This is a genomic window from Pseudomonas sp. NC02, from assembly GCF_002874965.1.
Taxonomy (GTDB): domain Bacteria; phylum Pseudomonadota; class Gammaproteobacteria; order Pseudomonadales; family Pseudomonadaceae; genus Aquipseudomonas.
The window spans coordinates 5257501-5282090 of the sequence record NZ_CP025624.1; the positions used below are offsets into that span (position 1 = coordinate 5257501).

Annotated in this window: 27 protein-coding genes; 18 read left to right on the plus strand and 9 right to left on the minus strand. The window is 58.1% G+C overall.

Annotated features, from left to right (window positions below):
* Positions 1-350: 350 nt before the first annotated feature.
* The 7 genes from C0058_RS24595 to C0058_RS24625 all read left to right on the plus strand — a co-directional run bounded on the left by C0058_RS24595 (position 351) and on the right by C0058_RS24625 (position 7626).
* On the plus strand, positions 351-620 hold the full coding sequence (locus C0058_RS24595) for a DUF2790 domain-containing protein (protein WP_003214348.1): 270 nt from the start codon (positions 351-353) through the stop codon (positions 618-620).
* A gap of 143 nt (positions 621-763) precedes the next feature.
* Positions 764-1627, plus strand: coding sequence for an AraC family transcriptional regulator (locus tag C0058_RS24600; RefSeq protein WP_102369723.1), 864 nt, complete (start codon positions 764-766; stop codon positions 1625-1627).
* Positions 1628-1755: 128 nt separating this feature from the next.
* Positions 1756-3012 (plus strand): DUF1479 domain-containing protein, encoded by a 1257-nt coding sequence (locus C0058_RS24605; RefSeq protein WP_102369724.1) that lies wholly within the window; start codon positions 1756-1758, stop codon positions 3010-3012.
* A 37-nt stretch (positions 3013-3049) separates the two neighbouring features.
* Positions 3050-4333 (plus strand): ABC transporter substrate-binding protein, encoded by a 1284-nt coding sequence (locus C0058_RS24610; RefSeq protein ID WP_102369725.1) that lies wholly within the window; start codon positions 3050-3052, stop codon positions 4331-4333.
* 470 nt (positions 4334-4803) lie between these two features.
* Complete coding sequence (locus C0058_RS24615; protein ID WP_023659243.1) at positions 4804-6054, plus strand: ribonucleotide-diphosphate reductase subunit beta; 1251 nt, start codon at positions 4804-4806, stop codon at positions 6052-6054.
* Between the two features lie 145 nt (positions 6055-6199).
* Positions 6200-6913, plus strand: coding sequence for an HNH endonuclease signature motif containing protein (locus C0058_RS24620; RefSeq protein ID WP_003211515.1), 714 nt, complete (start codon positions 6200-6202; stop codon positions 6911-6913).
* Positions 6914-6984: 71 nt separating this feature from the next.
* Entirely contained in the window at positions 6985-7626 is a 642-nt protein-coding gene (locus tag C0058_RS24625; protein WP_102369726.1) for an HAD-IB family hydrolase, read from the plus strand.
* A gap of 41 nt (positions 7627-7667) precedes the next feature.
* On the opposite strand, the gene C0058_RS24630 is transcribed toward C0058_RS24625, so the two are convergent.
* From C0058_RS24630 to C0058_RS24640, 3 genes are all read right to left on the minus strand, one after another.
* Positions 7668-8072 (minus strand): type II toxin-antitoxin system VapC family toxin, encoded by a 405-nt coding sequence (locus C0058_RS24630; protein WP_026077784.1) that lies wholly within the window; start codon positions 8070-8072, stop codon positions 7668-7670.
* A complete protein-coding gene (gene vapB / locus C0058_RS24635; protein ID WP_008432930.1) occupies positions 8065-8304 on the minus strand; it encodes a type II toxin-antitoxin system VapB family antitoxin in 240 nt (79 codons plus the stop codon). Before vapB ends, C0058_RS24630 begins: the two co-directional genes overlap by 8 nt.
* A 283-nt stretch (positions 8305-8587) precedes the next feature.
* On the minus strand, positions 8588-9547 hold the full coding sequence (locus C0058_RS24640; protein WP_102369727.1) for a LysR family transcriptional regulator: 960 nt from the start codon (positions 9545-9547) through the stop codon (positions 8588-8590).
* Positions 9548-9809: 262 nt separating this feature from the next.
* Here C0058_RS24640 and argH point away from each other — a divergent pair, with 262 nt between their 5' ends.
* From argH to C0058_RS24670, 6 genes are all read left to right on the plus strand, one after another.
* The gene (gene argH / locus C0058_RS24645; RefSeq protein ID WP_102369728.1) at positions 9810-11237 is read left to right on the plus strand and encodes an argininosuccinate lyase; all 1428 of its coding nucleotides are present in this window, start codon (positions 9810-9812) and stop codon (positions 11235-11237) included.
* Between the two features lie 138 nt (positions 11238-11375).
* Positions 11376-12254, plus strand: coding sequence for an amino acid ABC transporter permease (locus C0058_RS24650; protein ID WP_003211504.1), 879 nt, complete (start codon positions 11376-11378; stop codon positions 12252-12254).
* A 23-nt stretch (positions 12255-12277) separates the two neighbouring features.
* The gene (locus C0058_RS24655; protein WP_003211502.1) at positions 12278-13042 is read left to right on the plus strand and encodes an amino acid ABC transporter ATP-binding protein; all 765 of its coding nucleotides are present in this window, start codon (positions 12278-12280) and stop codon (positions 13040-13042) included.
* Positions 13043-13067: 25 nt separating this feature from the next.
* On the plus strand, positions 13068-13889 hold the full coding sequence (locus tag C0058_RS24660) for an ABC transporter substrate-binding protein (RefSeq protein ID WP_087693114.1): 822 nt from the start codon (positions 13068-13070) through the stop codon (positions 13887-13889).
* A 147-nt stretch (positions 13890-14036) separates the two neighbouring features.
* Positions 14037-15206: an MFS transporter gene (locus C0058_RS24665; protein WP_003211499.1), complete on the plus strand. Its 1170-nt coding sequence runs from the start codon at positions 14037-14039 to the stop codon at positions 15204-15206.
* Between the two features lie 64 nt (positions 15207-15270).
* The gene (locus C0058_RS24670) at positions 15271-16221 is read left to right on the plus strand and encodes a hypothetical protein (protein ID WP_102369729.1); all 951 of its coding nucleotides are present in this window, start codon (positions 15271-15273) and stop codon (positions 16219-16221) included.
* Between the two features lie 12 nt (positions 16222-16233).
* On the opposite strand, the gene C0058_RS24675 is transcribed toward C0058_RS24670, so the two are convergent.
* From C0058_RS24675 to C0058_RS24685, 3 genes are all read right to left on the minus strand, one after another.
* Entirely contained in the window at positions 16234-16890 is a 657-nt protein-coding gene (locus tag C0058_RS24675) for a hypothetical protein (protein WP_102369730.1), read from the minus strand.
* Positions 16891-16933: 43 nt separating this feature from the next.
* Positions 16934-17296 carry a hypothetical protein gene (locus C0058_RS24680; protein WP_003211495.1) on the minus strand — a complete coding sequence of 121 codons (363 nt, stop codon included), beginning with the start codon at positions 17294-17296 and terminating at the stop codon, positions 16934-16936.
* A gap of 78 nt (positions 17297-17374) precedes the next feature.
* On the minus strand, positions 17375-18181 hold the full coding sequence (locus C0058_RS24685) for a sulfite exporter TauE/SafE family protein (protein ID WP_102369731.1): 807 nt from the start codon (positions 18179-18181) through the stop codon (positions 17375-17377).
* A gap of 115 nt (positions 18182-18296) precedes the next feature.
* On the opposite strand from C0058_RS24685, the gene C0058_RS24690 reads away from it, so the two are divergent.
* The 4 genes from C0058_RS24690 to C0058_RS24705 all read left to right on the plus strand — a co-directional run bounded on the left by C0058_RS24690 (position 18297) and on the right by C0058_RS24705 (position 20214).
* Positions 18297-19067 carry a helix-turn-helix transcriptional regulator gene (locus C0058_RS24690; RefSeq protein WP_102370296.1) on the plus strand — a complete coding sequence of 257 codons (771 nt, stop codon included), beginning with the start codon at positions 18297-18299 and terminating at the stop codon, positions 19065-19067.
* Positions 19068-19170: 103 nt separating this feature from the next.
* Positions 19171-19491 carry a helix-turn-helix transcriptional regulator gene (locus tag C0058_RS24695; RefSeq protein WP_023659239.1) on the plus strand — a complete coding sequence of 107 codons (321 nt, stop codon included), beginning with the start codon at positions 19171-19173 and terminating at the stop codon, positions 19489-19491.
* A 47-nt stretch (positions 19492-19538) separates the two neighbouring features.
* Positions 19539-19901 (plus strand): type II toxin-antitoxin system RelE/ParE family toxin, encoded by a 363-nt coding sequence (locus tag C0058_RS24700; protein WP_003211487.1) that lies wholly within the window; start codon positions 19539-19541, stop codon positions 19899-19901.
* Complete coding sequence (locus C0058_RS24705; protein WP_003211485.1) at positions 19876-20214, plus strand: helix-turn-helix domain-containing protein; 339 nt, start codon at positions 19876-19878, stop codon at positions 20212-20214. Before C0058_RS24700 ends, C0058_RS24705 begins: the two co-directional genes overlap by 26 nt.
* Before the next feature lie 28 nt (positions 20215-20242).
* Here C0058_RS24705 and C0058_RS24710 read toward each other — a convergent pair whose 3' ends face one another.
* On the minus strand, positions 20243-21181 hold the full coding sequence (locus C0058_RS24710) for a GlxA family transcriptional regulator (protein WP_102369732.1): 939 nt from the start codon (positions 21179-21181) through the stop codon (positions 20243-20245).
* A 116-nt stretch (positions 21182-21297) separates the two neighbouring features.
* On the opposite strand from C0058_RS24710, the gene C0058_RS24715 reads away from it, so the two are divergent.
* Positions 21298-22092, plus strand: coding sequence for an SDR family oxidoreductase (locus C0058_RS24715; RefSeq protein ID WP_008432939.1), 795 nt, complete (start codon positions 21298-21300; stop codon positions 22090-22092).
* Positions 22093-22098: 6 nt separating this feature from the next.
* Here C0058_RS24715 and C0058_RS24720 read toward each other — a convergent pair whose 3' ends face one another.
* Entirely contained in the window at positions 22099-23481 is a 1383-nt protein-coding gene (locus tag C0058_RS24720; protein ID WP_256579636.1) for an amidase family protein, read from the minus strand.
* A gap of 235 nt (positions 23482-23716) precedes the next feature.
* Positions 23717-24481, minus strand: a complete 765-nt coding sequence (locus tag C0058_RS24725) for a hypothetical protein (protein WP_102369734.1) — start codon at positions 24479-24481, stop codon at positions 23717-23719.
* Positions 24482-24590: the final 109 nt, after the last annotated feature.

Here is a 24590-nt window from a genome sequence, read left to right on the forward strand (position 1 = left end):
TAGCCGGGCCGGACCTATAGAACCATTCGACGATGGTAGTAACAAGCCCCTACAAATTGCCCACCTATCCCCTGGCAGCGCTCTGGCCCGCGGCCCGTGGCGCTTTGCAGGTTTCTGAAAAAACCTTCATTTCGCGATTGTTACAAAAACCACCAATAGTGTTTATCAAAAGCACGGGTATATGAATATAACTCGGACGCCTAAAATCAACCTCGCCATCAAGGCACTGTGATTAACAACGTAACAGCCCCCACGAAGGCAACGTTAATCCGAACTTCCCAATCAAGTTACACACGTGGCCTCACAAGGGCCCCGTGACCCCTTTCGACCGCCAAAAGGTAAATAGTCAAATGAAAGCGTTATTAGTTATGGCCCTTAGCAGCTTGTGCGCCACCGCCGCCCTGGCCGACGAAGCCCCGACTGACGTAGCCAGCCAGAGCACCCCGATTGTTGAGGATTACACTTACAGCACCCATCTGGACGTCGCCAAAGTAGTGTCCATGAGTGAAGTCCCGGATGTATGCCAAGTAGTACCGGTAAAGATGGAATATGAAGACTCACAAGGTCAGCGTCATATTCTTCAATATCAGGTCATGGGTAACGGTTGCTCTAACGGATAATAACTTCGTTAGTTTGAACTGAACCTGATCTTATTCGCCGCAAGAAATCGTTCTTGCGGCAAAGAGCCGGCTTATCCCCTACCGCTTGAATCGAATGCTACGATTGTGGCGCCGCCACCTCACCTGCAAGGCAGGATGCATTCATGCGAGCCAGTTTCGAAAAAATCCCCACCGAGGCGAACACCTCTTGGACCCTGCTGAACAGGCGTCTACCGGAAGCGATTCCGTTTGAATGGCATCACCATCCCGAATACGAACTGACCCTGACCCTCAACAGCCGCGGGCACCGCTATATCAGCAACGATGTGGCGCTGTACGATGACGGCGACCTGGTGCTGGTGGGCCCGAACGTGCCCCATAGCTGGTCTTCCGCCGAGCTGATCGACCCCGCCAAACCGCACATTGCCCTGGTCATCTGGTTTTCCGAGGCCTGGGCGGACTCGCTGGTGCAACTGTTTCCGGAGATGGGGTCGACGCGCGCGCTATTGGCTGCTGCGCGACAGGCGTTGAGTTTCAGTGATGCTACGTCCCGGGCGCTGCGCCCGGTGATCGAAGCCATGGTCGAGCAAGACGCTTCCCAGCGACTGATCTCGTTGCTTACCGTGCTCAACACATTGTCCCGGGATATCGCCGCGCAGCGCATCGCGACGGAAAACGCCGCCCCTCACATCGTTGAAGACGCGCGCATCCGCCGCGTCCTGGACTACCTGCACGGCCACTATGCGCAACCTGTCGGCATTCCCGAGCTGGCGCAAATGGCCTGCGTCAGCGTTTCAGCCTTCCATCGCATGTTCCGCAAACACACACGCTGCACGGCGCTGGACTACATCGCCCGGCTACGCATCGGACATGCTTGCGCTTTATTGATGCGGGGCAACCTGGCGGTCAGCGCGATTTCCGAACAGGTCGGCTATGCCTCCCAGGCGTTGTTCAATCGGCAGTTCAAGGCGCACAAGGGCATGACGCCGTCACAGTTTCGGCTTCAACACGGGCATCACTTTCAATAAGCCGATTCTTCTATACGCCTCGAAACAAACGCCACAATCGTACTGCCAAACGCTGCAAACCAGGCTGCCCCCCAGACGGGCCGAGGTGATTCCATACCTGTATGCACAACAACAATACAGGTCACCCAATGAGCAATTACCACGCCTTCGAATGTGCCGAGCTGCCGGACGACTACAAGCGCAGCATCGTCGCCATGAAAAAGGCCCTGCGCGCGCAGATCGGCGACGTGCCTGCGCTGTTCGCCGAGGTCAGCGAGTTCATCAGGGCTGAAATCGCCTCGATCAAGGCCCAGCAGTCTGCCTGGCCCGAACTCGACTTTGAAACCATCGCCACCGGCCAGGTCACCGAAGCACAACGAGCCCTCATCAAACGCCGGGGCTGCCTGGTGATCCGCAACCACTTCCCCAGGGAACAGGTGCTGGCGTGGGACAAGAGCCTGCTGGACTACCTCGACCACAACCTTTTCGACGAGGTGTATCGCGGCCCGGCTGACAACTTCTTCGGCAACCTCGAAGCCTCACGCCCGGAGATATTCCCCATCTATTGGTCCGACGCCCAGATGCAAGTGCGCCAACACGAACGCATGGGCGCTGCACAGTCGTTCCTGAATCGCCTGTGGACCATCAATTCCCAAGGCCGGCAATGGTTCGACCCAGACATCAATGCGTTGTACCCCGACCGCGTCCGCCGCCGCCCACCCGGCACCACCTCCAAAGGGCTTGGCCCGCACACCGACTCGGGCGCCCTGGAACGCTGGCTGCACCCCGCCTACCTAAAGGTGTTCGACAAGATCTACCGCAACGATTTCAAGTCCTACGACCCCTGGGACGCTGCAAATCGCACAGAAGTCGATGAATACGCCTACAAGGACACGGTGAAATGCTCGGCCTTCCGTACCTTCCAGGGCTGGACCGCACTGTGCGACATGCAGGCCGACCAGGGCGTGCTGCATACCTTGCCGATCCCCAAGGCGATGGCCTACATGCTGCTGCGCCCGCTGCTGGACGACGTCCCCGAAGATGAGTTGTGCGGCGTTGCGCCGGGCAAGGTGCTGCCAGTTTCAGAGAAATGGCATCCGCTGCTGGTCCAGGGCATGACCCCGATTCCGAACGTGCAGGCCGGCGATTCGGTGTGGTGGCACTGCGACGTAATCCACAGCGTCGCCCCCGTCGAAAACCAGCAAGGCTGGGGCAACGTGATGTACGTGCCCGCCGCGCCCATGTGCCCGAAAAACCTGCGGTACGCCAAGGATGTGCTCAGGGCGTTCGAGCAAGGGGCCTCACCGGATGATTTCGCCCGGGAGGACTACGAGAAAGAGTGGAAAGACCGCTTCATGACGCCGCAACTGAACACCCTCGGCCGCAAAGGGCTGGGGCTGGAATAAGCACCGCTCCCCAAAACAACAAAAAGGGTTATCCCACATGAAAATCCCCCATCGCCTTGCCGTTGCCATCTCCCTCGCCAGCCTTTGCACGTTCGCCGCTCACGCAGCCGACAGCAAAGGCACTGTTGAAGTCGTCCACTACTGGACCTCGGGCGGGGAAGCCAAGTCTGTACAGGTGCTGCAACAACTGATCGAGAAAGACGGCTTCATCTGGCAAAACAGTGCCGTGGCCGGCGGCGGTGGCGCTGCTGCCATGACCGTCCTCAAGAGCCGCGCCGTCTCCGGCAACCCGCCCTCTGCCGCGCAGATCAAAGCTCCGGACATTCAGGAGTGGGGCAAGCTGGGCCTGCTGACCAGCGTCGACGACGTCGCCAAGGCCAATCAATGGGACAGCCTGCTGCCCGAAAGCATTGCGCAACTGATGAAATTCGACGGCCACTACGTCGCCGTACCGCTCAACATCCACCGCATCAACTGGTTATGGATCAACCCCGAGGTGCTCAAGAAAGCCGGCGTGTCCAAAGCCCCGGCCACCCTGGAAGAACTCTACGCCGCCGGCGACAAACTCAAGGCCGCCGGCTATATCGCCATCGCCCACGGCGGCCAACCCTGGCAGGACACCACCGTATTTGAAGGCCTGGTGCTCAGCATCCTGGGCGCCGATGGCTTCCAGAAAGCCTTTATCGACAACGACGAAGCCACCTTCACCGGCCCCAAAATGACCGAAGTCTTTGTCGCGCTGCGCAAGTTGAAGACCTACATGGACCCCAATGGCGCAGGTCAGGACTGGAACATGGAAACCGCCAAAGTCATCAATGGCCAGGCCGGCATGCAAATCATGGGGGACTGGGCCAAGAGTGAGTGGACCGCGGCGGGTAAAAAAGCCGGGGCCGATTATGAATGCGTGCCCTTCCCCGGCTCACAAGGCATTTATAGCTACACCATCGACTCACTGGCCATGTTCAAACCGTCCAGTAAAAATGATACGCCGAGCAACAACGCGGCTCGCGACGACCTGGCCAAGATCGCCCTGGAGCCGCAATTCCAGAGCGTGTTCAACCAGAACAAAGGCTCCATCCCGGTGATCAAGGGCCTGGACATGAGCCAGTTCGACAGCTGTGCCCAGGCTTCCGCCAAGGACTTCGCCGAAGCCGAGAACGCCGGCACGCTGGAGCCGAGCATGGCCTTCAACATGTCCACGTCCCAGGCGGTGCAAGGGGCGGTGTTTGATGTGGTCAGCAACTTCATGAGCAATAAAGACGCGGACCCCGCCAAGGCTGGCAAGCAGATGTTTGCCAGCATCAAAGCCGCAGCCCAGTAACCCCCCGCGACCCGTTCTTGCGCCAAACGGCGCAAGAACTTCCAGACCGAATCTGCCCCAGTTCGGCGCGCTGAAACAAACGCCTACCGCCCGTCAAAAAAATCCAAGCCAGGCAAAGCCTTGTAAACCCGGACCTTGGCTGCAAACACCACCATTTTGGCCGCTCACCGAGACCATCCGCCGCAACACAAAGTCGAATTTTTCCCTATAATGCGCGGGTAAATCGGGCCTGCAATATCCCTTTACATGGGGACGAAGAGCCAGACCTGAGGCCCCCGCTGGAGCCAGTAAGCATTGCTCCGCCCCTCAAGCCTCAAGCAGAACACCCGTAACCCTGATTCCGTTTAATGCGTGCGCTAGCTGCAACAAACGATTCCTTAAGATCCACCGCGGCCTTTGGGCCGTGTGAACACCCAACCATCCGGTTTCACACGGGCACCTTAGAGCCCTCACGCAGGAGACGACACGTCATGCTGAGCTGGGACGAGTTCGACAAAGAAGAAGACGGCGAAGTAGTTGCCAAAGGCGCCAACGCCGGCCACGCCACCGAAGCCAACATGGACCGCCTCGACGGCGCCGGCGCTGCTGCCGCCATCGAAGCCCGCGCCGTCACCGCCGCTGACTCCGCCGCCATCGTGCGCGCCAAGGCCGCCCTCGACAAACTCGACGTCGCCGAAGGCCTCGCCGAACTCGAAGGCTCCGCCGCCCGCGTGGCCGTTGACGAAAAGCGCATGATCAACTGCCGCGCCGACCTCAACCAACTCGTACCCTTCAAGTACGACTGGGCCTGGCAGAAATACCTCGACGGCTGCGCCAACCACTGGATGCCGCAAGAGGTCAACATGACCGCCGACATCGCCTTGTGGAAAAACCCCGAAGGCCTGACCGACGACGAACGTCGCATCGTGATGCGCAACCTCGGCTTCTTCTCCACTGCGGATTCGTTGGTCGCTAACAACCTGGTACTGGCCGTGTACCGCCTGATCACCAACCCGGAGTGCCGCCAGTACATCCTGCGCCAGGCCTTCGAAGAAGCGATCCACACCCACGCCTACCAGTACTGCATCGAATCGCTGGCCATGGATGAAGGCGAGATCTTCAACATGTACCACGAGATTCCATCGGTCGCCAAAAAGGCTGCCTGGGGCTTGAAGTACACCCGTTCGATCTCCGATCCGAAGTTCGAAACCGGTACCGTTGAGACTGACAAAGAGCTGCTGCGCAACCTGGTGGCCTACTACTGCGTACTGGAAGGCATCTTCTTCTACTGCGGCTTTACCCAGATTTTGTCCATGGGCCGTCGCAACAAAATGACCGGCGTGGCCGAGCAGTTCCAGTACATCTTGCGGGATGAGTCGATGCACCTGAACTTCGGTATCGATGTGATCAACCAGATCAAAATCGAAAACCCGCACCTGTGGGATGCCGAGATGAAGGAAGAAGCGACCCAGATGATCCTGCAAGGGACTCAGCTGGAGATCGAATACGCGCGTGACACCATGCCGCGTGGGGTGTTGGGCATGAATGCGGCGATGATGGAGGACTACCTCAAGTTCATCGCGAACCGTCGTCTGTCGCAGATTGGTTTGAAAGAAGAATACCCAGGCACCACCAACCCGTTCCCGTGGATGAGCGAGATCATGGACTTGAAGAAAGAGAAGAATTTCTTTGAGACTCGTGTGATCGAGTATCAGACTGGTGGCGCGCTGAGCTGGGATTGATTCCTTAGCCAACTGAAAAGCCCTGACTTGTTCAGGGCTTTTTTGTATTTGCAGAGTGCCAAATCCTACAGTCTCGTAGGAAATTTCGTAGACGTGCTAGTGGCCACTCAGTATCGTCCGAGGACTTTCTACCCTCGGCGACTGTATGGATATTACAAAAGACAGCATCGACTGGAGCGACGAGGAATTAGCCGCGGCAGTCGAGACCTACTTGAAGATGTTGGCGTTGGAGAAGAGCGGCCAACCCTTTAATAAAGCCCATGAAAACCGATTGCTACGTCAGGGACCAATCGCAGGTCGTACAGAAGGCTCCATCGAGTTTCGCATGCAGAATATCTCTGCGGTTCTGGTCCAAATGGGCCTGTATCGGATCAAGGGGTACAAACCTGCAAATAACGTGGGCTCGGGAGTAGAACAACAGATTCGCAAAGCCCTCACTGCCCTTCGTATATTTGAATCAGATGAAACAGCGCAAACTGCAGATGAACAAATCCTCGTCCGCCGAGCCTCCAAGCTACTGCAGCAGCCCATCGAGAAGGTGCCGGACGGAATTGCGAAGCCACAGAAAGTGTCCATTGTCGGTACGGCTTTTGTTCGCGATCCCAAAGTACGCGCTTGGGTATTGAATGAGGCCAATGGCATTTGCGAAGGCTGCGGTTCAAACGCTCCCTTCGAAGTGGATGGCCTGCCATTTCTTGAAGTACATCACGTCAAGCACCTCGCCCAGAAGGGTTCGGATCGCATCACCAATGCTGTAGCCTTGTGCCCGAATTGCCATCAGCGTTGTCACCGATCAAGTGACCGCGGTGACTTCACCAAAGGGCTTTACTCGAAAATCGAAAGATTGAAAGAAGAGTAAACTTCTGTGGTCACAACTGATGTATTACCAAAATTACGAGATAGGACCGAGACCCGCCCGTGAACCCAGACATGCTCGAATCCGGCCCCTTGGATGCCAAAGTGCTCTCCGTCTTTGACTTCGACGGCACCCTGACCCACCACGACAGCTTCGTGCCGTTCCTGAAGTTCGCCTTTGGTAAAGGCGAGTTCATGCGCAGGATGGTGAAGCTGGCGGTGCCTGGCGCGCAGTTTGTGTTGCGCGTCATCAGCCGTGATGAGCTCAAGGCACAGTTGATCCGAACCTTTATGACCGGCGTGGACAAGGCGTGGGTTCAGCAGAAAGCTGAAGCGTATTGCCAGGCGTATTGGAACAAGTTGATGCGGCCAACCGGGCTGCAATCGGTGGCCGATGAGGTGAAGTCCGGGGCGGTGGTGACGCTGTGTTCGGCATCGCCAGCGTTGGTGTTGCAGCCGTTTGCGGATCGGCTTGGGATCAAGTTGATAGGCACTGAGCTTGAGGTGGTTGACGGAGTATTGACGGGCAAGCTCACCGGGAATAATTGCCGGTGTGAGAATAAGGTGCTTCGGCTTGAGGCGGTTTATGGGGATCTGGGGGAGTATCGGCTCAGGGCCTGGGGTGATACGCGCGGGGATCGGGAGTTGTTGGCGGCGGCGCAGGATGCGCATTTTCGGCATTTTCATGCGAAGAAGAAACGAATCAAGCAACGCTGAATCGCCTGGACGACCTATCTGTGTGCGCTGGATTGACTGCCTTAGGCGGCGATCCAGTTTTCCACGATCAAGCCATTCACTCGCTTGAACTCACCTTCGTTGTTAGTCACCAAGACCAATCCTGAGCTTCTGGCGTGGCCCGCGATGTGCAGGTCATTTACGCCGATTGGAGTGCCCTTCTTTTCGAGATCGGAGCGGATCGAGCCGTAGTGAAAAGCGGCCTTGTCATCGTAGTGAATGACGTCAAGCCGGGAGATGAAGTCCTCCACCGCCCGAGTATTTTTCTCAACAAACTGGCTTTTTTCGGCCCCGTGCATCAATTCCGCAAGGGTGATCGAAGAGATCACCATACGACCTACATTCGCATTGAATTTTTCCAGTATTTCCATAGGCCGACGCTTGATGATGTAGATCACGATGTTCGTATCAAGCATGTACTTAATCATCAAAGGACTCTCGCTCTTGCTGGGTTTGGTCGGCGCGCTCCTCCATAAAATCATCAGATACCGATTCGCTTGCAAGGAAAAAGCTGTCCCAAGTGTTTTCAACCGGCGAAATAATCAGTTCGCGCCCCACGGCACGCACCTCTACAGTTTTCACCCCAGCGGGAAAACGCATGTCAGCAGGGATGCGGATATTTTGTGTACGGTTATTGGTGAAGATCGTTCCAGTAGACATAAGGAACACCTCTCTAGGCATGGGAAGACAGGTAAGAATGATAGTTTGCAGGTGCTCTATTGCATAGCTCTATAGCAGCTACCCGACGAGCGTAGCCGAACAGTAGCTGTTGGTAGCGGCGCAGGAAGCGCATTTTCATGCGAAGAAGAAGTTGGGCAAGTTGCGGCGGTGATGCGGGTGGATAGGGTCTGCGGGTAGACCGAGTTGATCCCATCGCAGCCTCGCTGGGGCTCGACAGCTCCCACAGGGGATCTCTGTAGGTTCTTAGGGTGGTGGGAATTCGTTAGATTGGCGCTTTGAGATCCACGCCGAGTGCCGTTGCGAAGGCTTTGACCAGCGGGCTTCGTGGGGCGTTGTGGCGCAGGATGAGGTTGAACGGTGTGCTCAGGTGGATCTGCTCCGGGCATAACACGCGTAGGCGCCCTTCCCTCACCAGCGGCGCGGCGTAGTGTTCGGGGAGGAAGCCCAGGAAGCGGCCGGTGAGGATGAGGATGGCGACGGCTTCTACCTGTGAGGCCGAGGCGGACTGGCTGTCGTAGCTGACGAAGTTGGCCTTGTCGCTGTGGATCGCGTAACGATGGTTGACCACTTCATGCTGGCGCAACACATCTGCGTTGATGTCACTCGCTTCAAACAGCGGATGCCCGACGGCGCAGTACGCGTGGGACTTTTCTTCGTATAGCGGGAAATAATCGAATTCTTCCCGCCGCTGGTACACCGGGACGATGCCGACAATCAGCCGCCCTTCCACCACGCCCCGTTCAACTTCGTCCAGTTGCGAGGCATGTAGACGTAATCTTATTTTTGGCGACTCTGTATGTAATCTTCCCAGCGCGTTAATCAATGGTGAATTAACGTCGGAGACGGTGTTATCAATAACGCCCACACTAAGGTCGCCGATCAGTTCATTCTGTGCCGAACTAAGCTTGTCTCTGAAACTGTCTACCGAGGCAAATAATTCAATGGACGCTTGATAGACTAATTTGCCTTCTTCGGTCAGGCCAAACCCTTCCCGCCCTCGCGTACACAGGCGCATGCCGATGCGAATTTCCAGGTCGGAAATCTGCTTGCTGATCGCCGCCAAGCCCACATTCAGCTCGTTCTGCGCCGCGCTGAAGCCGCCCGCTTCGACCACAGCCTTGAACACCCGCAGCAATTTGAAATCCAGGCCGCTGAGTTGCAGGGGCGGTCTTGTGCCGGGTTTTGGCGGTATGTTTCCAGAATTGGAAAGTGGGGTTTCCATAATACGTGTTGACCTCAAGTGCCATATTCAACAGGCTTTGACCTACTCCATGAACATCGCCGGGCGGCAATAATGAACATACTTAACCGCCCTTGGCAACCTTGAATATAGCGGGTTGAACAGCTTTTACCGGCTGATTTAACGCCCATAAAAACCTGACACTACGATCAGGACTTTTCGTTTTGCTACTGCCCTCCGAATCCATAAGGCCAAGCCACGTCCATCGGGCTTGTCACTTCTAAAAACAAGCGTGAGGAACACCATGTCTCAGCCCACCGATCGCCTATGGGGTGCTCGTTTCAAGTCCGGCCCGTCTGCTGCTTTGGCGGCGCTGTCCCGTTGCCCCGAGCGCTATTTTCGCCTGACGCCCTACGACCTCGCCGGCTCCCGGGCCCATGCCCGTGAGTTGCAGCGCGCCGGGTTGCTGGATGAGTCGGAAACCTTGCGCACCCTGGAAGCGCTGGACCGCATCGGTGAGGACTTTGCCGCTGGCCGCCTGCACCCGACGCTGGATGACGAGGATGTGCACACCTTCATCGAGCGGGTGTTGACCGAGCGTTTGGGCGCCCTGGGCGGCAAGTTGCGCGCCGGACGTTCGCGCAATGACCAGACGGCCAACGATTTGCGCCTGTTCCTGCGAGACCACGCGCGCACCATCACCACCGAGGTGTTGGGCTTGCAGCAGGCGCTGGTGGACCAGGCCGAGCAGCATATCGAGAGCATCTGCCCGGGCTTCACCCATTTGCAGCAGGCGCAGCCGATTGTGTTCGCCCATCACTTGCTGGCTCATGCGCAGTCAATGCTGCGGGACGTGCAGCGCCTGGTGGATTGGGATGCGCGTACGGCGTTGTCGCCGTTGGGTGCTGCGGCGATGGCGGGCTCGGCGATTGCGCGCCAGCCGGAGCATTCGGCCAAGGAGATGGGTTACACCGGGCCGTGCGAAAACTCTATCGACGCTGTAGCCAGTCGTGACCACGTGGCGGAGTTTCTGTTTGTGGCGGGCATGCTCGGGGTGAATATTTCGCGGCTGTCGGAGGAGTTTTGCCTGTGGTCGTCGCGGCAGTTTCGCTGGGTGCAGTTGGACGATGCCTACGCCACCGGTAGCTCGATCATGCCGCAGAAGAAGAACCCGGACATTGCCGAACTGGCGCGGGGTAAAGCCGGGCGATTGATTGGCAACCTGACCGGGTTGATGTCGACGCTCAAGTCCTTGCCGCTGTCGTACAACCGCGATTTGAGTGAAGACAAGCACAGTGTGTTGGACAGCGTGGATACGTTGCTGCTGGTGCTGCCGGCGATGGCCGGGATGGTCGCGACGATGAAGGTGCAGGTGGAAGAGCTGCGGCGTCAGGCGCCGATGGGTTTCACATTGGCAACTGAGGTGGCGGATTGGCTGGCCACTCGTGGTGTGCCGTTCAAGGAGGCCCATGAGATTACCGGTGCCTTGGTGCAGGCCTGTGAGAAGCATGAAATTGAATTGTGGGAAGCCTCGCCGGCGTTGTTGGCAGAGGTGGATACGCGGCTGACGCCGCAAGTGCGTGAGTGCCTGACCCTGGAAGCGGCGATTGCGGCGCGCAGTGGTTGGGGCGGTACGGCGCCGGATCGGGTGCGGGAGCAGATTGGGCGGTTGAAGGTGGCCCTGGCTGCGCAACAGAAGTGGGCAGAAAACTACACCGGCTTTCGAATTTAAAGATTGTTCCCACGCTCTGCGTGGGAATGCCTCTTGTGACGATCCGCGTCACGCTTTGGGGACGCAGAGCATCCCTTGCTGCATTCCCACGCAGAGCGTGGGAACGATCAGTGTATTCAGTTGTTTTGGAGAGTCACCATGAAACAAACCCCGGCAGAGCGCTTGCAAGCCGAGCGCCAGCAGACCGAGAACCAGTTCGATATCACCCAGTACGAGCATGTGCCGCGTCGCTATTACGGGCGGATGTTTTTTGCCACGTTGATCGTGATCGCACTGGCTGCCTTGCTGCGTGCATTCGCCAACGGCCAGATCGAATGGTCCTACATCGGTCAGTTCCTCACGTCCGAGGCGATCATCTGGGGCCTGGTGAACACCATCATCATGTCGATCCTGGCCATGGCGCTGGGCGTGGTGATCGGGGTGATCACGGCGATCATGCGCATGTCGGCCAACCCGATCCTGCGCTACGTGGCCATCACCTACACCTGGCTGTTCCGGGGTACGCCGCTGATTCTGCAACTGCTGTTGTGGTTCAACCTGGCGCTGATTTTCCCGGTGATCGCGATTCCCGGCCTGTTCAGCATCGACACCGTGGACCTGATGACGCCGTTCGTGGCCGCCCTCCTCGGCCTGAGCATCAACCAGGGTGCCTACACCGCTGAAGTGGTGCGCGCCGGCCTGTTGTCGGTGGACACCGGTCAGTACGAAGCCGCCAAGTCGATCGGCATGCCGAGCCTTCAGGCGCTGCGTAGGGTGATTCTGCCCCAGGCGATGCGGGTGATCATTCCGCCTGTAGGCAACGAGTTCATCAGCATGGTGAAAATGACCAGCCTGGCGAGTGTGATCCAGTACTCGGAGCTGCTGCACAACGCGCAAAACATCTACTACGCCAACGCCCGGGTCATGGAGCTGCTGATTGTTGCCGGCATCTGGTACCTGGCGGTGGTGACTGTTCTTTCATTCGGTCAGAGCCGCCTCGAGCGTCGTTTTGCCCGCGGCGCCGGCAAGCGCTCGTAAGCCCTGACTGAGGAGATTTGCCCATGAGAAGCATCGTCAAGGCCGTGAACCTGAACAAGTATTACGACCAGTATCACGCGTTGCAGGACATCAACCTGGAAGTCGAACAAGGCGAAGTGCTGTGCATCATCGGCCCGTCCGGTTCCGGCAAAAGTACCCTGCTGCGCTGCGTCAATCAGCTGGAAAAAATCGACAAGGGCGGCCTGTGGGTCGACGGCGAACTGGTGGGTTACCGGGTCGTCGGCAACAAGCTGCACGAATTGAATGAATCACAGATCGCCCGTCAGCGGTTGGCCACCGGCATGGTGTTTCAGCGCTTCAATCTGTTCCCGCACATGACCGTGTTGCAGAACATCATCGAGGGCCCGTGCCAGGTGCTCAAGCGCTCGCCCAAGGAAGCCACCGAGGACGCGCTGGAGTTGCTGGCCCGCGTCGGCCTGGCGGACAAACGCAATGCCTACCCGGTGGAGTTGTCCGGCGGCCAGCAACAACGTGTGGCAATTGCCCGTGCGCTGGCGATGCGCCCCAAGCTGATGTTGTTTGACGAACCCACGTCAGCCCTCGACCCGGAGCTGGTAGGAGAAGTGCTGTCGGTGATGCGCGATTTGGCCACCACCGGCATGACCATGATTGTGGTCACCCATGAGTTGGGCTTCGCCCGCGAAGTGTCCAACCGCATGGTGTTTATGGATGCCGGCCAGATTGTGGAAGCCGGCAGCCCGGAAGAAATTCTAATAAGCCCACAAAACCCGCGTACCCAAAGCTTTATTTCTGCCGTTCGCACTTAACTAAAAAACTAACGAGAACGCCCCCATGAAAAATCTGTTTCTTCCAAGTTTGCTCGTAGGCCTGATGGCCTCCACTTCGGTTTTGGCGGCATTGCCGGCAGCGATCAAGGACAAGGGTGAGATCAGCGCGGCCATAGTGCCGAACTACCCGCCGATGGATTTCAAGGACACCGCCACCAACAAACTCACCGGCCTGGACTTTGACCTGGGCAACGCCCTGGCCGAGCGCCTGGGGGTGAAGATCAAGTGGCAGGAAACCGGCTTCGAACAGATGCTCAGCGGCCTGACCACCAAGCGTGTGGACATTGTGCTGTCGGGCATGAGCGACACCGCCGAGCGCCAGAAGTCGGTGACCTTCATCGATTACTTCACCAGCGGCCCGCAGTTGTACACCCTGGCCAAGCGTGAAGACCTCAAGGAATTGACTGACCTGTGCGGTAAAAAAGTCGGCACCAGCCGACGTACCACCTGGCCGTCGGAAATTGCCGCGTGGAGCAAGGAAAACTGCGAAAAGGCCGGTAAGCCAGCCATCGTGGTGATTGGCACCGAGGGCTCGGCGGATGCGCGGGCACAGTTGCAGCAGAACCGTCTGGATGCGGCGATGCAGGGCAGTGAAACCATTCCTTACCTGATGTCGCTGGACAAGGGTAAGTACAAGCCGGTGGGCCTGGCGATTTCCAAGCAGTTCACGGGGCTTGGGATTGAGAAGAGCAATACTGAGTTGGTCACGGCCATCAGTGAGGCGTTGCAGGGCATGATTGATGATGGGACGTATGGCAAGATTCTGAAGAAGTGGGATCTGGAGCAGGGTGCGGTGGAAAAAATCAGCATCAATGCCGGCCAGTAACTCGATCTAAATGTGGGAGCGGGCTTGCTCGCGAATGCGGTGGATCAGCCAGTACAGTTGGCACTGACACACCGCATTCGCGAGCAAGCCCGCTCCCACACTGGATCTTCATCGTCTTGAAAAAAGAATAAGGACATCCGCCCCACCGTGGCCACGTACTCCCTGGTAATCCGCCGCCTGATGATCTGCTCGGTGACCATCGTCGTCAGCCGCGCCATGACCAGCCCATTGCTCGCCCTGTTGCTGAGCACCCGCCTGGGCCTCAACCAGCAAGACATCGGCTTGCTGATGGGCATCGCCGTGTTCATCGCCACCCTGCTGGGCCTATATGGTGGCTACATCATCGACCGCCTGGAAAAGCGCAAGCTGCTGATCCTGGCGATGCTTTCCAGCTCCATCGGTTTTCTGTTGCTGACCTTTGCCAGCAACCTGTACCTGACCACCCTGACCCTGGTGATCACCGAAGCCGCTTCGGCACTGTTCCTGATCGGCTCCAAGGCGATCATCAGCGAGAACCTGCCGGTGGGCCAGCGGGCCAAGGTGTTTTCCCTGCGCTACACCCTGACCAATGTCGGCTATGCCACCGGCCCGATGCTCGGCGTGGTGATTGCCGGGCAGATGCCCCTGGCACCGTTCCTGATCGCCAGCGCGATTGCCTTTGGCAGCCTGTTCCTGATGATCGGCATCCCACCGACCCAGCGCGACGACAGCAACAAACCCTTAAGTTTTCTCAGCACCCTGAGGACGCTGCGCAGCGATCGCACCTTGATCCTGTTTACCAGCGGCAGCCTGTTGAGCACCATTGTCCACGGGCGCTACACCCTCTATCTGTCGCAATTTCTGCTGGTGGCCTACAAGCCGGAGAACGCGCTGAAAATTCTCTCTGCGGTGCTGGCGTGCAACGCCATCACGGTGATCCTGATGCAGTACCAGATCGGCCGCTTCCTCAAGCGTGAACAACTGCGCTACTGGATCGTGCTCGGCACCTCACTGTTTATTGCCGGGTTGATCGGCTTCAGCATGGCGGACGGCCTGGTGTCGTGGTGTGTCGCGATGTTTGTGTTCACCCTCGGGGAGATGATCATCTACCCGTCCGAGTTCCTGTTTATCGACACCATCGCCCCGGACGCCCTGCGCGGCAGTTATTACGGCGCACAAAACCTGGCGGCATTTGGCGGGGCGCTGAGCCCGGTGATCTGCGGCTACCTGCTGATCAACGCATCCCCCGCCTCTATGTTCTATGTACTCAGCGGGCTGACGGCGGTGGGTGGCACCTTGTGTTTCCTGAGTGGCCGGCGTGTGGTGGTCCGTGCGTAATTTCTACTGATATTTACTCGATATCCCGCTATTAATAGCGAAACCTCTCACGGACCCGAGCCCCATGAAATTCGACACGGCCTACAGCCTGAGTCTCGACGACAAGCTGTCGATCTATGACGTGCGCGACCTGAATTTCGACGAAACCGCCGCCTTCGATTCCGACAAGGACAGTTTCCTGTGCCCCAACGACGAATGCCGGGCGGCGTTTGCGGCGGGCAATGTGTTGGGCACGTTCAATGCAAAAAACGTCAATTACCTGCGTATGCCCCACTTCAAGAACATCCCCAGCACCCGGCATATTGAAGGTTGCCGGTACGCCAGTCGCCCTGCCGGAAAAGGCGAATCTGAGGATGGGCCGGAGGAAAACTTTCCGTCGGAATTTGTCCTGACGCGGCGCCAGTACGAACGCAAAACGCCGGTCATCGGTGCTGAGGCTGGCACCGCACAAGAGCCGCCGAAAACGCCGGCAACCCGCAACGCCTTGTCTCACAGCTCAAGCGACACCACCCCGGACAAGACCAGCGTCTTTGCCCACCCAGTGGAATGCTACGTGTCGAATATCGGCGACAAGGACAAGCTCAAAAGCATGCCCTTGAAGATCGGTGATCACAGCGCGACCTACTGGACGTTTTTCAAGAAGATCGAATACCTGCAGGACAACAAAGGCCTGATCTACTGGGGCAGGATCAAGGAGATCAAGGACTACACCAGCAGCTTTCGCATCGACTTCGAAAAGAAAGCCTGGCTCGACAAAAAGCCCTATTCCATCAACGTTTACCTGAGCAAAAAACTGATCGAGAACTACCGCAAGCGCAAGGCGTTCCTGGAGCAGATCAAGGCCGCGGTGGACAGTGATCGAGCGCTGTATTGCTTCTTCTACGGGGTGACACCGGAGCTGAAACAGGTGCCAAGCAAGAAAAACCCCGAGCAGACGTTCGGGGTGTTCAGTGCCAATATCGAGAACCTCGATCACCTGATTATTCGCGAGGCGCCGGGGTTGGGAGAACGGTAATGCGATTCCAGGTCAGGCCCTTCGGCTGAATAAACGGTACTTTTCACGTGCAAGTGCGGCGCCCGCAGGGTCCAAGCCGCCTACCGTGACCAACCAGTGAATCAGCATTTCCTCATCCGGTAAATGAAGCCCCTTCACATCTTTCAAGCTTCGAGGCGTATGGTTGATTCGAGCGTCGTAATGCAGAGCGCTCCAAGGCATTGCAACAAGATCCACGCCTTCTGCGTCCATCTCAAAACTCCGCAATATTTCGTTGATTTGAGTCTGCGCACTCCGATCACCCCGCTGCTGTAGAGAGTACGACTCGACCAAACTGACAAATTGCTGCTCAGGCACAGACGGATCAACCAAATCCAAAACATCAGACTTCAAGGCGAGATCCAAAACACCACTCATCCACCGATTAATAAAGGTGCGCACGAAGCCATCGGCGTCGGCTTTTTTCATATCAAAAAACAGCATGCAATAGCGGGTTTTCAGATGTATCGCCAACAGCACATGTTTACGTTGCACCGTCGCGGCATGGACCAGCCACTGATGAGGGTCGGCGTACAGGTCATCGCCCTGGCGCTCTTGTGTCGGCAGTTTTTGAACCGGGGTAATTTTTTTGCCTTTGTGAACCCGGCTAAAAAAATTACCAGCCGCCTGCGTACAATTAAAACTAAGCATCAAGATATTTCCTGAACATTCTGACTGAAGTCTAAGACAAGACTCAGTCGCCTTGTACGTGTGCAGCAACCCACTCGATTTCGTAACGCTGCCTGACCGCGTAGCCGATAGCGCTCAATGTCTCTTCGCTTAATACCGACAACTCTGAATCACTCAACAAATCATGCCTGATCATTTGCGCAAGGCTCTCGCGGGCTTTCGAACGACTGTAGAGATCAAACATTCGGACGACATCGTTATCGCGATCCCTGGTGAGGCTATACAGCGTCCTGTACCGAGCCTCGGCAGAAAGCGTTTCGCGCTCGCTGATGGTCTTTGCATCAGCCAGTACGCCTAGGTAAAAGCGTTCAAGCGCCAATGCCCTGAGGACTTTGAACTTCTGCCAATCGCTTTCGGAAATGGACATGACATTCCCCCGGTCACTTTCTTTTGAATAGAGAAGTAACCCTAGCCTGCGGCTAAAAGAACGCAAAATCCACTTGCGTCAGACCAGCATGCTCACCATCACCACGCCCAACAACCCGATATACACCCGCGCATGCAGTGCATCCGGGATGCGACCGATCCACGGCGTGGCCAGGCGAATGCCCAGCAGCGAGCCCAGGGTGAGGATGGCGAACGCCAGCAAATCGACATAGCCGACAAACCACGCGCCCAATTGCACCTTGGCGAATCCCGCCATGAGCATGTAGGTAAATGTACCGGCCAGCGCCACCGGCACGCTCAGCGGATTAGCCATGGACGTGGACTGGGACATGCTCAAGCCACAACGGCGCAACAGCGGCACGGTCATCACGCTGCCGCCCACCCCCAGGAAGGTCGCGATCAGGCCAATGGCGATGCCGCCGCCCGTCACTTCCATGCCGCTCAGGCGTCGTGGCTGGAGCCTGTCGTCCTGGCTGAGAAAGCCCCTGCGCAACAGACAATCGACGATGGTGATGGCCAGGTAGGCGATAAAGGCGTACCGCATGAAATCGCCGCTGGCGAACATTGCAGCCCCTGCCCCCAGCACGGCGCCAACCCCGATGTACCCGCCCAACGGCCACAGGTAGTGGCGAATCAGATTACCTTTGCGACGGTGTTTTCCAGTGGCGATCAGCGCGTTGACGATCATCACGCAGGTCGAGGTGGCGACCGCGATATGCATCGCTGATTCACTCACGCCCGCGTCGTGGCTGAGCTTGAGCATGCCGTACAGCAACGGCACCACCACGAACCCGCCACCGAAGCCGAACAGCACAGCGGTTACGCCGGTGATGCAGCCGAACAGTGCCAGTAATAGATAGAACATCGAGAATCGCCTTCAGTATCAGGGAGAGCTGTCGACGATAGAGATTCAAGGCTTGGCCCGCTTGCGCATGTCGGCCAATAATGTGCGAGATATTGCCACTTCCGGGATCAGCTCCATGCGCAACGTTTCCATCGCTCAGCTCGACCTGACCCCGCGAACGGTCGTGGCAATCGGCACCGACTATCCCCACGGCTATCTGCTCAAGCACCACAGCCATCGGCGCGGCCAGTTGTTGTATGGCGCCACCGGGGTGATGCAAGTCAGCACCCAGCAAGGCAACTGGGTTGTGCCGCCCCAGCGCGCGGTGTGGATTCCCTCCCAAGTGCCCCATGAAGTGCTGATGCTCGGCGTGTCGACGCGCAGCCTGTATATCGAACCGCACGCCGTCACCGACTTGGGCACCGACTGCCACGTCATCAACGTTTCCCCCCTGATGCGCCAGCTGCTGATGGAGGCGGTGGAGCTGCCGCTGGAATACGACGAGGCCGGGCGCGACGGTGCGCTGGTCAGCCTGCTGTTGTATGAACTGGCACGCGCCACGCACTTGCCCCTGCATATCCCGCTGCCGGAGGACCCTCGCCTGCTTGCTCTGTGCCTGACGTTTCTGCAGCGGCCGGACGTGCACCAGTCACCGGTTCAATGGGCGCAACAATCGCACCTGAGCCTGCGCACCTTCAGCCGGCATTTCCGCCAACAAACCGGCCTGAGCTTCGTGCAGTGGCGCCAGCGAGCCTGTGTTGTGCAGGCCTTGGCGCGGTTGGCCAGCGGTGCAAGCGTCACCCGGATCGCCCTGGACCTGGGCTATGAAAACCCGGCGGCATTTTCCAGCATGTTCCGCCGGGTGCTTGGGCAGTCACCGAGCACCTACCTGGAAGGGGCGAAATAGAGCGGCGGCAGCGCTATCGGAAAATCCAGTTGATGAGCGGTCAAAACAACTGTACAAAAACACAGTATAGTTTGCCCTCCCCCGTCGAACCTGGAGAAAGTCCATGTCCTCTCTGGCAATGAGCAGCACTGTAGAACAGCAGATCGTCCTTCATCAATTCACCCCACGGCACAGCGTCCAGGCCCGCCTGATGCTGGGCTGGAGCCGGGAAGACCTGGCCCGGGAAGCGGATGTGGAAGTGGACGCCCTTCAACGTTTTGAAAGCCATGGCGATGTGGACGATGCTGTCCGCCTGAGTGTGGCGTTTCGCCTGGAGGCTGAAGGGTTGGTGTTTTTCCCGGGCTTTGCGCCGGGGTGGGGGATGAATGTGCGGGGCTCTTTGCCACTGTCGTCAGAGCATTCAGTGCTTGAAACGGTTGAGTAAGATTTCTCTTCGCGCTGACGCTTATCCCTATTTAGGTATATCCTCTCATGAGTTCATGGAAGCCACTCCTCTGGGTGGGCGGTAGCAAGAAAGATCTGCAGCAAATGCCTGGGCCTGTTCAAGATGTGTTTGGCTTTGCGCTCCACCTCGCCCAAGGAGGAGGCAAGCACTCACAGACCAAGGCATTGAAAGGGTTTGGCGGTAACGCGGTACTTGAGGTGGTGGAGGATTTCGACAGCAACACTTATCGTGGTGTGTATACCGTCCGTTTCGACTCAGCTGTTTATGTCCTTCATTGCTTCCAGAAAAAGTCGACGAAAGGCATCGCTACAGCACAGCACGACATACAACTGATCAAACAGCGACTCAAGGCGGCGCAGGATCATGCACAAGCATCACAACGCGATTGAGATCGAAGAAAGCACCGGCAATGTCTATGAAGACATCGGGCAGCCCGACGCCAGTGAAATGCAGGTCAAGGCACAGCTGGCGACGAAGATTGGTGAGATTCTCAAGGCACGTAGCCTCACTCAGGCACAAGCCTCCGTCATTCTCGGTTTATCCCAACCCAAGGTGTCTGAAATGCTGCGTGGCAGGTTTCGGGGTATCAGTGAAGCCAAAATGCTTGAGTGTTTGTCGCGCCTGGGGCGCGATGTGCAAATCGTTATTACGGCTGCGCCAGCTTCACGTACTCAAGGACGTATTGAAGTGCTATTCGCCTGAGTTGCCCTAGGTTCTGGCTCCCGCAAGTTCACGCCTGCAACTGCAACGCCCGACGGATCATTTGTGGCGGTTGGCCAAACGCTCGCAGGAAGGCTCGACGCATGCGCTCCGGGTCACCGAAGCCCGTCTCCCGGGCGACAACGTCGATGGAGTGGCTGCCGGATTCGAGCATCAACCGGGCGGCTTCAATGCGCAGGTGTTCTACCGCCTTGGCCGGCGATTGCCCGGTTTCGGCGCGGAACAGTCGGCTGAACTGACGCGGGCTGAGGTGTGCCGCTTGCGCCAGTTGTTCTACCGAGAGGTCCTCGTGCAAGTGCCCTTTGGCCCACGCCAGGGCGGTTTGTACGCGGTCGGACTTTGGGTCCAGTTCCAGCAACGCCGAGAACTGCGACTGGCCACCGGCACGGCGATGGTAAACCACCAGTTTTTTCGCCACGTCGCGGGCCACTTCCACGCCCAAATCGTGCTCGACCAGGGCCAGGGCCAGGTCGATGCAGGCGGTCATCCCGGCAGAGGTCCAGAGCGGGCCATCGACGGTGAAGATCCGGTCTTCCTCCAGCTTCACGTTGGGGTAGCGCTGGCGAAACGTCATGGCGTGGTACCAGTGGGTGGTTGCCTTGCGCCCTTCCAACAGGCCGGCCGCTGCCAGGTGGAACGAACCGGTGCAGGCCGATGTAACCCGGCGCGACGCCGTCAACGACGCTTGCAGGTACTCCACCATGCCAGGAGTGGGCTTAAGTAGTTCGTTGTCCCCCAGCACCAGGATCGTGTCGTAGACCTGCTGCCCGAACGCCAGGCTATCAATGGCAAAGCCCATGGAGCTTTTTATCGGCCCGCCATGCTCCGACAACAAGTCCACGCGGTAGAACGGTCGCCCCACCACGAAGTTGGCAAACTCGAACACGCTGCTGGTGGACAGGCTGAGCACCTGGAAACCGGGAAAAAGCAGGATACCGACGGACACCATGGCCAAACCTCATGTCTCTAAAGGAGGGATATACGACATTGCAGCCACCACATTACACCCATAATCTTGGTTCCAACAAGGCCGACCCCCTCCCCGGCCCATTTGGAGCAACTGCCATGTCGCAACACAAAGGTTATGCCCTGATTACCGGTGCCTCGTCAGGAATTGGTGCGGTGTATGCCGACCGCCTGGCCCGTGCCGGCTACGATCTGATTCTGGTGGCCCGCAACCAGCAACGTCTGGAGCAGTTGGCAACACGCTTGAAAGCCAATACCCAGCGTGACGTGCAGGTGATAGCGGCCGATCTCAATCTGCCAGCCGACTTGGCGCGAATCGCCCGGATCGCGCACGAAGACAGCCGTATCAGCCTGCTGGTGAATAACGCCGGTGTGGGCGCCACGGCTTCGCTGCTGGAGTCGGATGCCGACAAAATGGACGCGATGATTCTGCTGAACGTGCTGGCGCTGACCCGCCTGGCCAAAGCCGCGGCAACCAACTTTGTCGCCCAAGGGCGTGGCACGATTATCAATATCGGCTCGATTGTCGCCCTCGCTCCCAAAGTGCTGAACGGCGTGTATGGCGGTACCAAAGCGTTCGTGCAGGCGTTCAGCGAATCGCTGCAGCATGAGCTGAGTGACAAGGGCGTGGTGGTCCAGGTGGTGCTGCCAGGCGCTACCGCAACGGAGTTCTGGGACATCGCCGGCCTGCCTGTGAACAACCTGCCGGAAGCCATGGTGATGACCACCGAAAACCTGGTGGACGCCGCCCTGGCAGGCCTTGCCCAGGGCGAAGCCGTGACGATTCCGTCCCTGCCGGACAGCGCCGATTGGGACACCTACGAAAGCGCACGCCTCGCCCTGGGCCCGAACCTGTCGCACCGTGAACCCGCCGCTCGTTATGGGTTGAAGTAATCCGGACTAGCGCAGGCCGGGTGTAAACGCAGGCTTCCTGATTGCATGGGAGGCCTGCTCATACCCGTAGGCGACCGACAGCAACGTGGCTTCGCTCAAATTTGCCCCATAAAAGTGAACGGCCGTTGGCATCCCTTCATCGTCCATTCCCGATGGCATGGAGATACCGGGATAACCGGCCACTGCCGAGTAGTAGTAACTGTACGAGTGAAAATTGGACACTATTGCATCAAGCTTATGCTCGGCCAGTGGCTTATCGATGGTGCTTTTGAAAATCGGGCCGATGGCAGCCCATAACTCATTGCGCGCCTCATCACTGATATCCATCCCGTTGATCATGGTGAGCATCTGTTGATCCGGCACACCCGGACCGCTGTTGCGCTCGTTGAATTCAATCAGCTCAGCCAGCGACTTCACCGGCAAGCCTGCCCGTCCGGCCAGGTAGGCTTCAAGCTGGTGTTTAACGTCCGATAACAACGCGTCGTTATATTGTTCATGGGTTTCGTACGGGACGCCCTCACCCAGTTGACCCACGGGTACCAATGTCGCGCCCTTGCCCCGCAGCAACGTAATGGCATCCTCGAAGTGCTGCCTGTCGGCTATTTTCGCCGGGTCGTTGGCATCTTCTGCTGATAACTCAGGCAACGGCGTATAGCCGATGCGCTTGCCCACCAAGGCGTCAGGCTTGATTCCCTGGGTGTAGCGGTTGGTATCCGTCATCGCATCCAGTGCTTGCGCCGCATCACGCACGTTACGGGTGAAGGTGCCCACCGTGTCCTGGCGGGAACTGGTCATCACCCCTTCAGTGCTCACTAACCCTTCGGTCGGTTTGAAACCAATAACACCGTTGTAAGCCGCCGGCGTAATGATTGAACCATTGGTTTCGACCCCCAATGCCAAGGGCACAATCCCTTGAGCAACGGCTACCGCAGAGCCCGTACTCGAGCCCGCCGCCTGGCCATCCAGCCGATGCGGGTTGAGGGTCAAGCCGCCCCTGGAGCTCCAGCCATCAATCGGCGCCTCAGAGCGAAAATTGGACAATTCGCTCATGTTGGTTTTTCCAATAATCACAACGCCAGCCTTCAGCAGGTTGTCCACCACCTTGGCGTTCCTTGAAGCGGGCCTGCCCACCAGCGCCATGGAGCCACCGCTGGTCTGCATCTTGTCGCCGGTTTCGAACACATCCTTGAGCGCTATCGGAACGCCATGCAAAGGCCCGCGCACTTTGCCTTCGGCCCGTTCCAGATCCAGCGCACGGGCTTTCACACGAGCGTCAGGATTGATTTCAATGAACGCATTGCCGCCCTGCAAGCCCTTGTCCATGTTGGCGATCAGCTTCAGCGAATCCCTCACCACCGAATCGGAACTGGCCCCATTGGGCCGGGTCATGGCCGCCGCCAAATCGTCGGCACTCCTGTAGGCCTGTGGCGGGTTCACCACTGCATCGAAAAGCCCCGCTGCCCATCCCGCGCCCAAACCTGGTCCGATCATAAATACTCCCCGCCTGCCTGAATGTTGGGAATACCGTTCGATATCCCTGCCTCAGTCTAAGAAGCGAAATACTCGATGACTCGGGGGCAACTCTTACCGCGGCGTACGATCACTCTCCCCATGGCGTAGGCCCTTAAAGCCGCCCTAGAACCTGCTGACAACCTCGCACCAACGCCGCCAGACGATCTCTGGACCAGTGCGCACCATAGAACCAGACGACCCTCGACACCCCGTCGACGTCGGTGCCCGCGGGCACGCTGAAGCGTGGGTTATCGGCAGTCGCTGCTTTGTGGAAAGCAACACCTTGCGCATCCGCCACCACCCCATCCAGGCGGTTTTCCGTGACCCGGTCGTTAATCTCATTGCCGGGGTCCAGGGTGAAGTGACGTGTGTCATCGGTCACCCGCGCCGTCACAGGCACCAATTGCGCACCGGCTGCACGCAGTACGTCCAGTACCCGGGCAAAGTCCGGGCTGTGTTTGGCGGGTTTGCGCACATCACCGGTAACGTACTCGCTGGCAAAACCAATACGGCTGCCAGCCAGGGGCGGTGTGTTGATCAGATGACCCGGATCAGCGACGGGTGGAATCTCCACCATCACCCGCCCCTCAGGGTCGACACCGCTGAGGGCAATCAGTGATAACGCGGGATCGCGCACGCTGTGCATCATGGGACCAGGGAGGTCGAGCCTGGGGCCGTAACCGCCCGTGGAGCCGAACTCCAGGCCGCCCTGGTGAGTGGCCGAATTGACGATCGTACCGGCCGCATGACTGCCAAACACGACGCCCTGGCTGGCAGTGGGGGCGCAAGGCTGGGGAGTACAACTGTCCACCGATCCTGAAGGCTTGAACAGGCAGCGCACGCCCGGCCCCGTGACCTTCCTACTCTTATCGTCCATACACTCCCACGCCCCGGAATAAAGTTTCGAGGCGTGATTGCATCCCTTAAGCGAGGTGGATGTCTGTCGGAAATGGCTGGTTATGGCTCGTTCAAAATCCCTGAGCGCA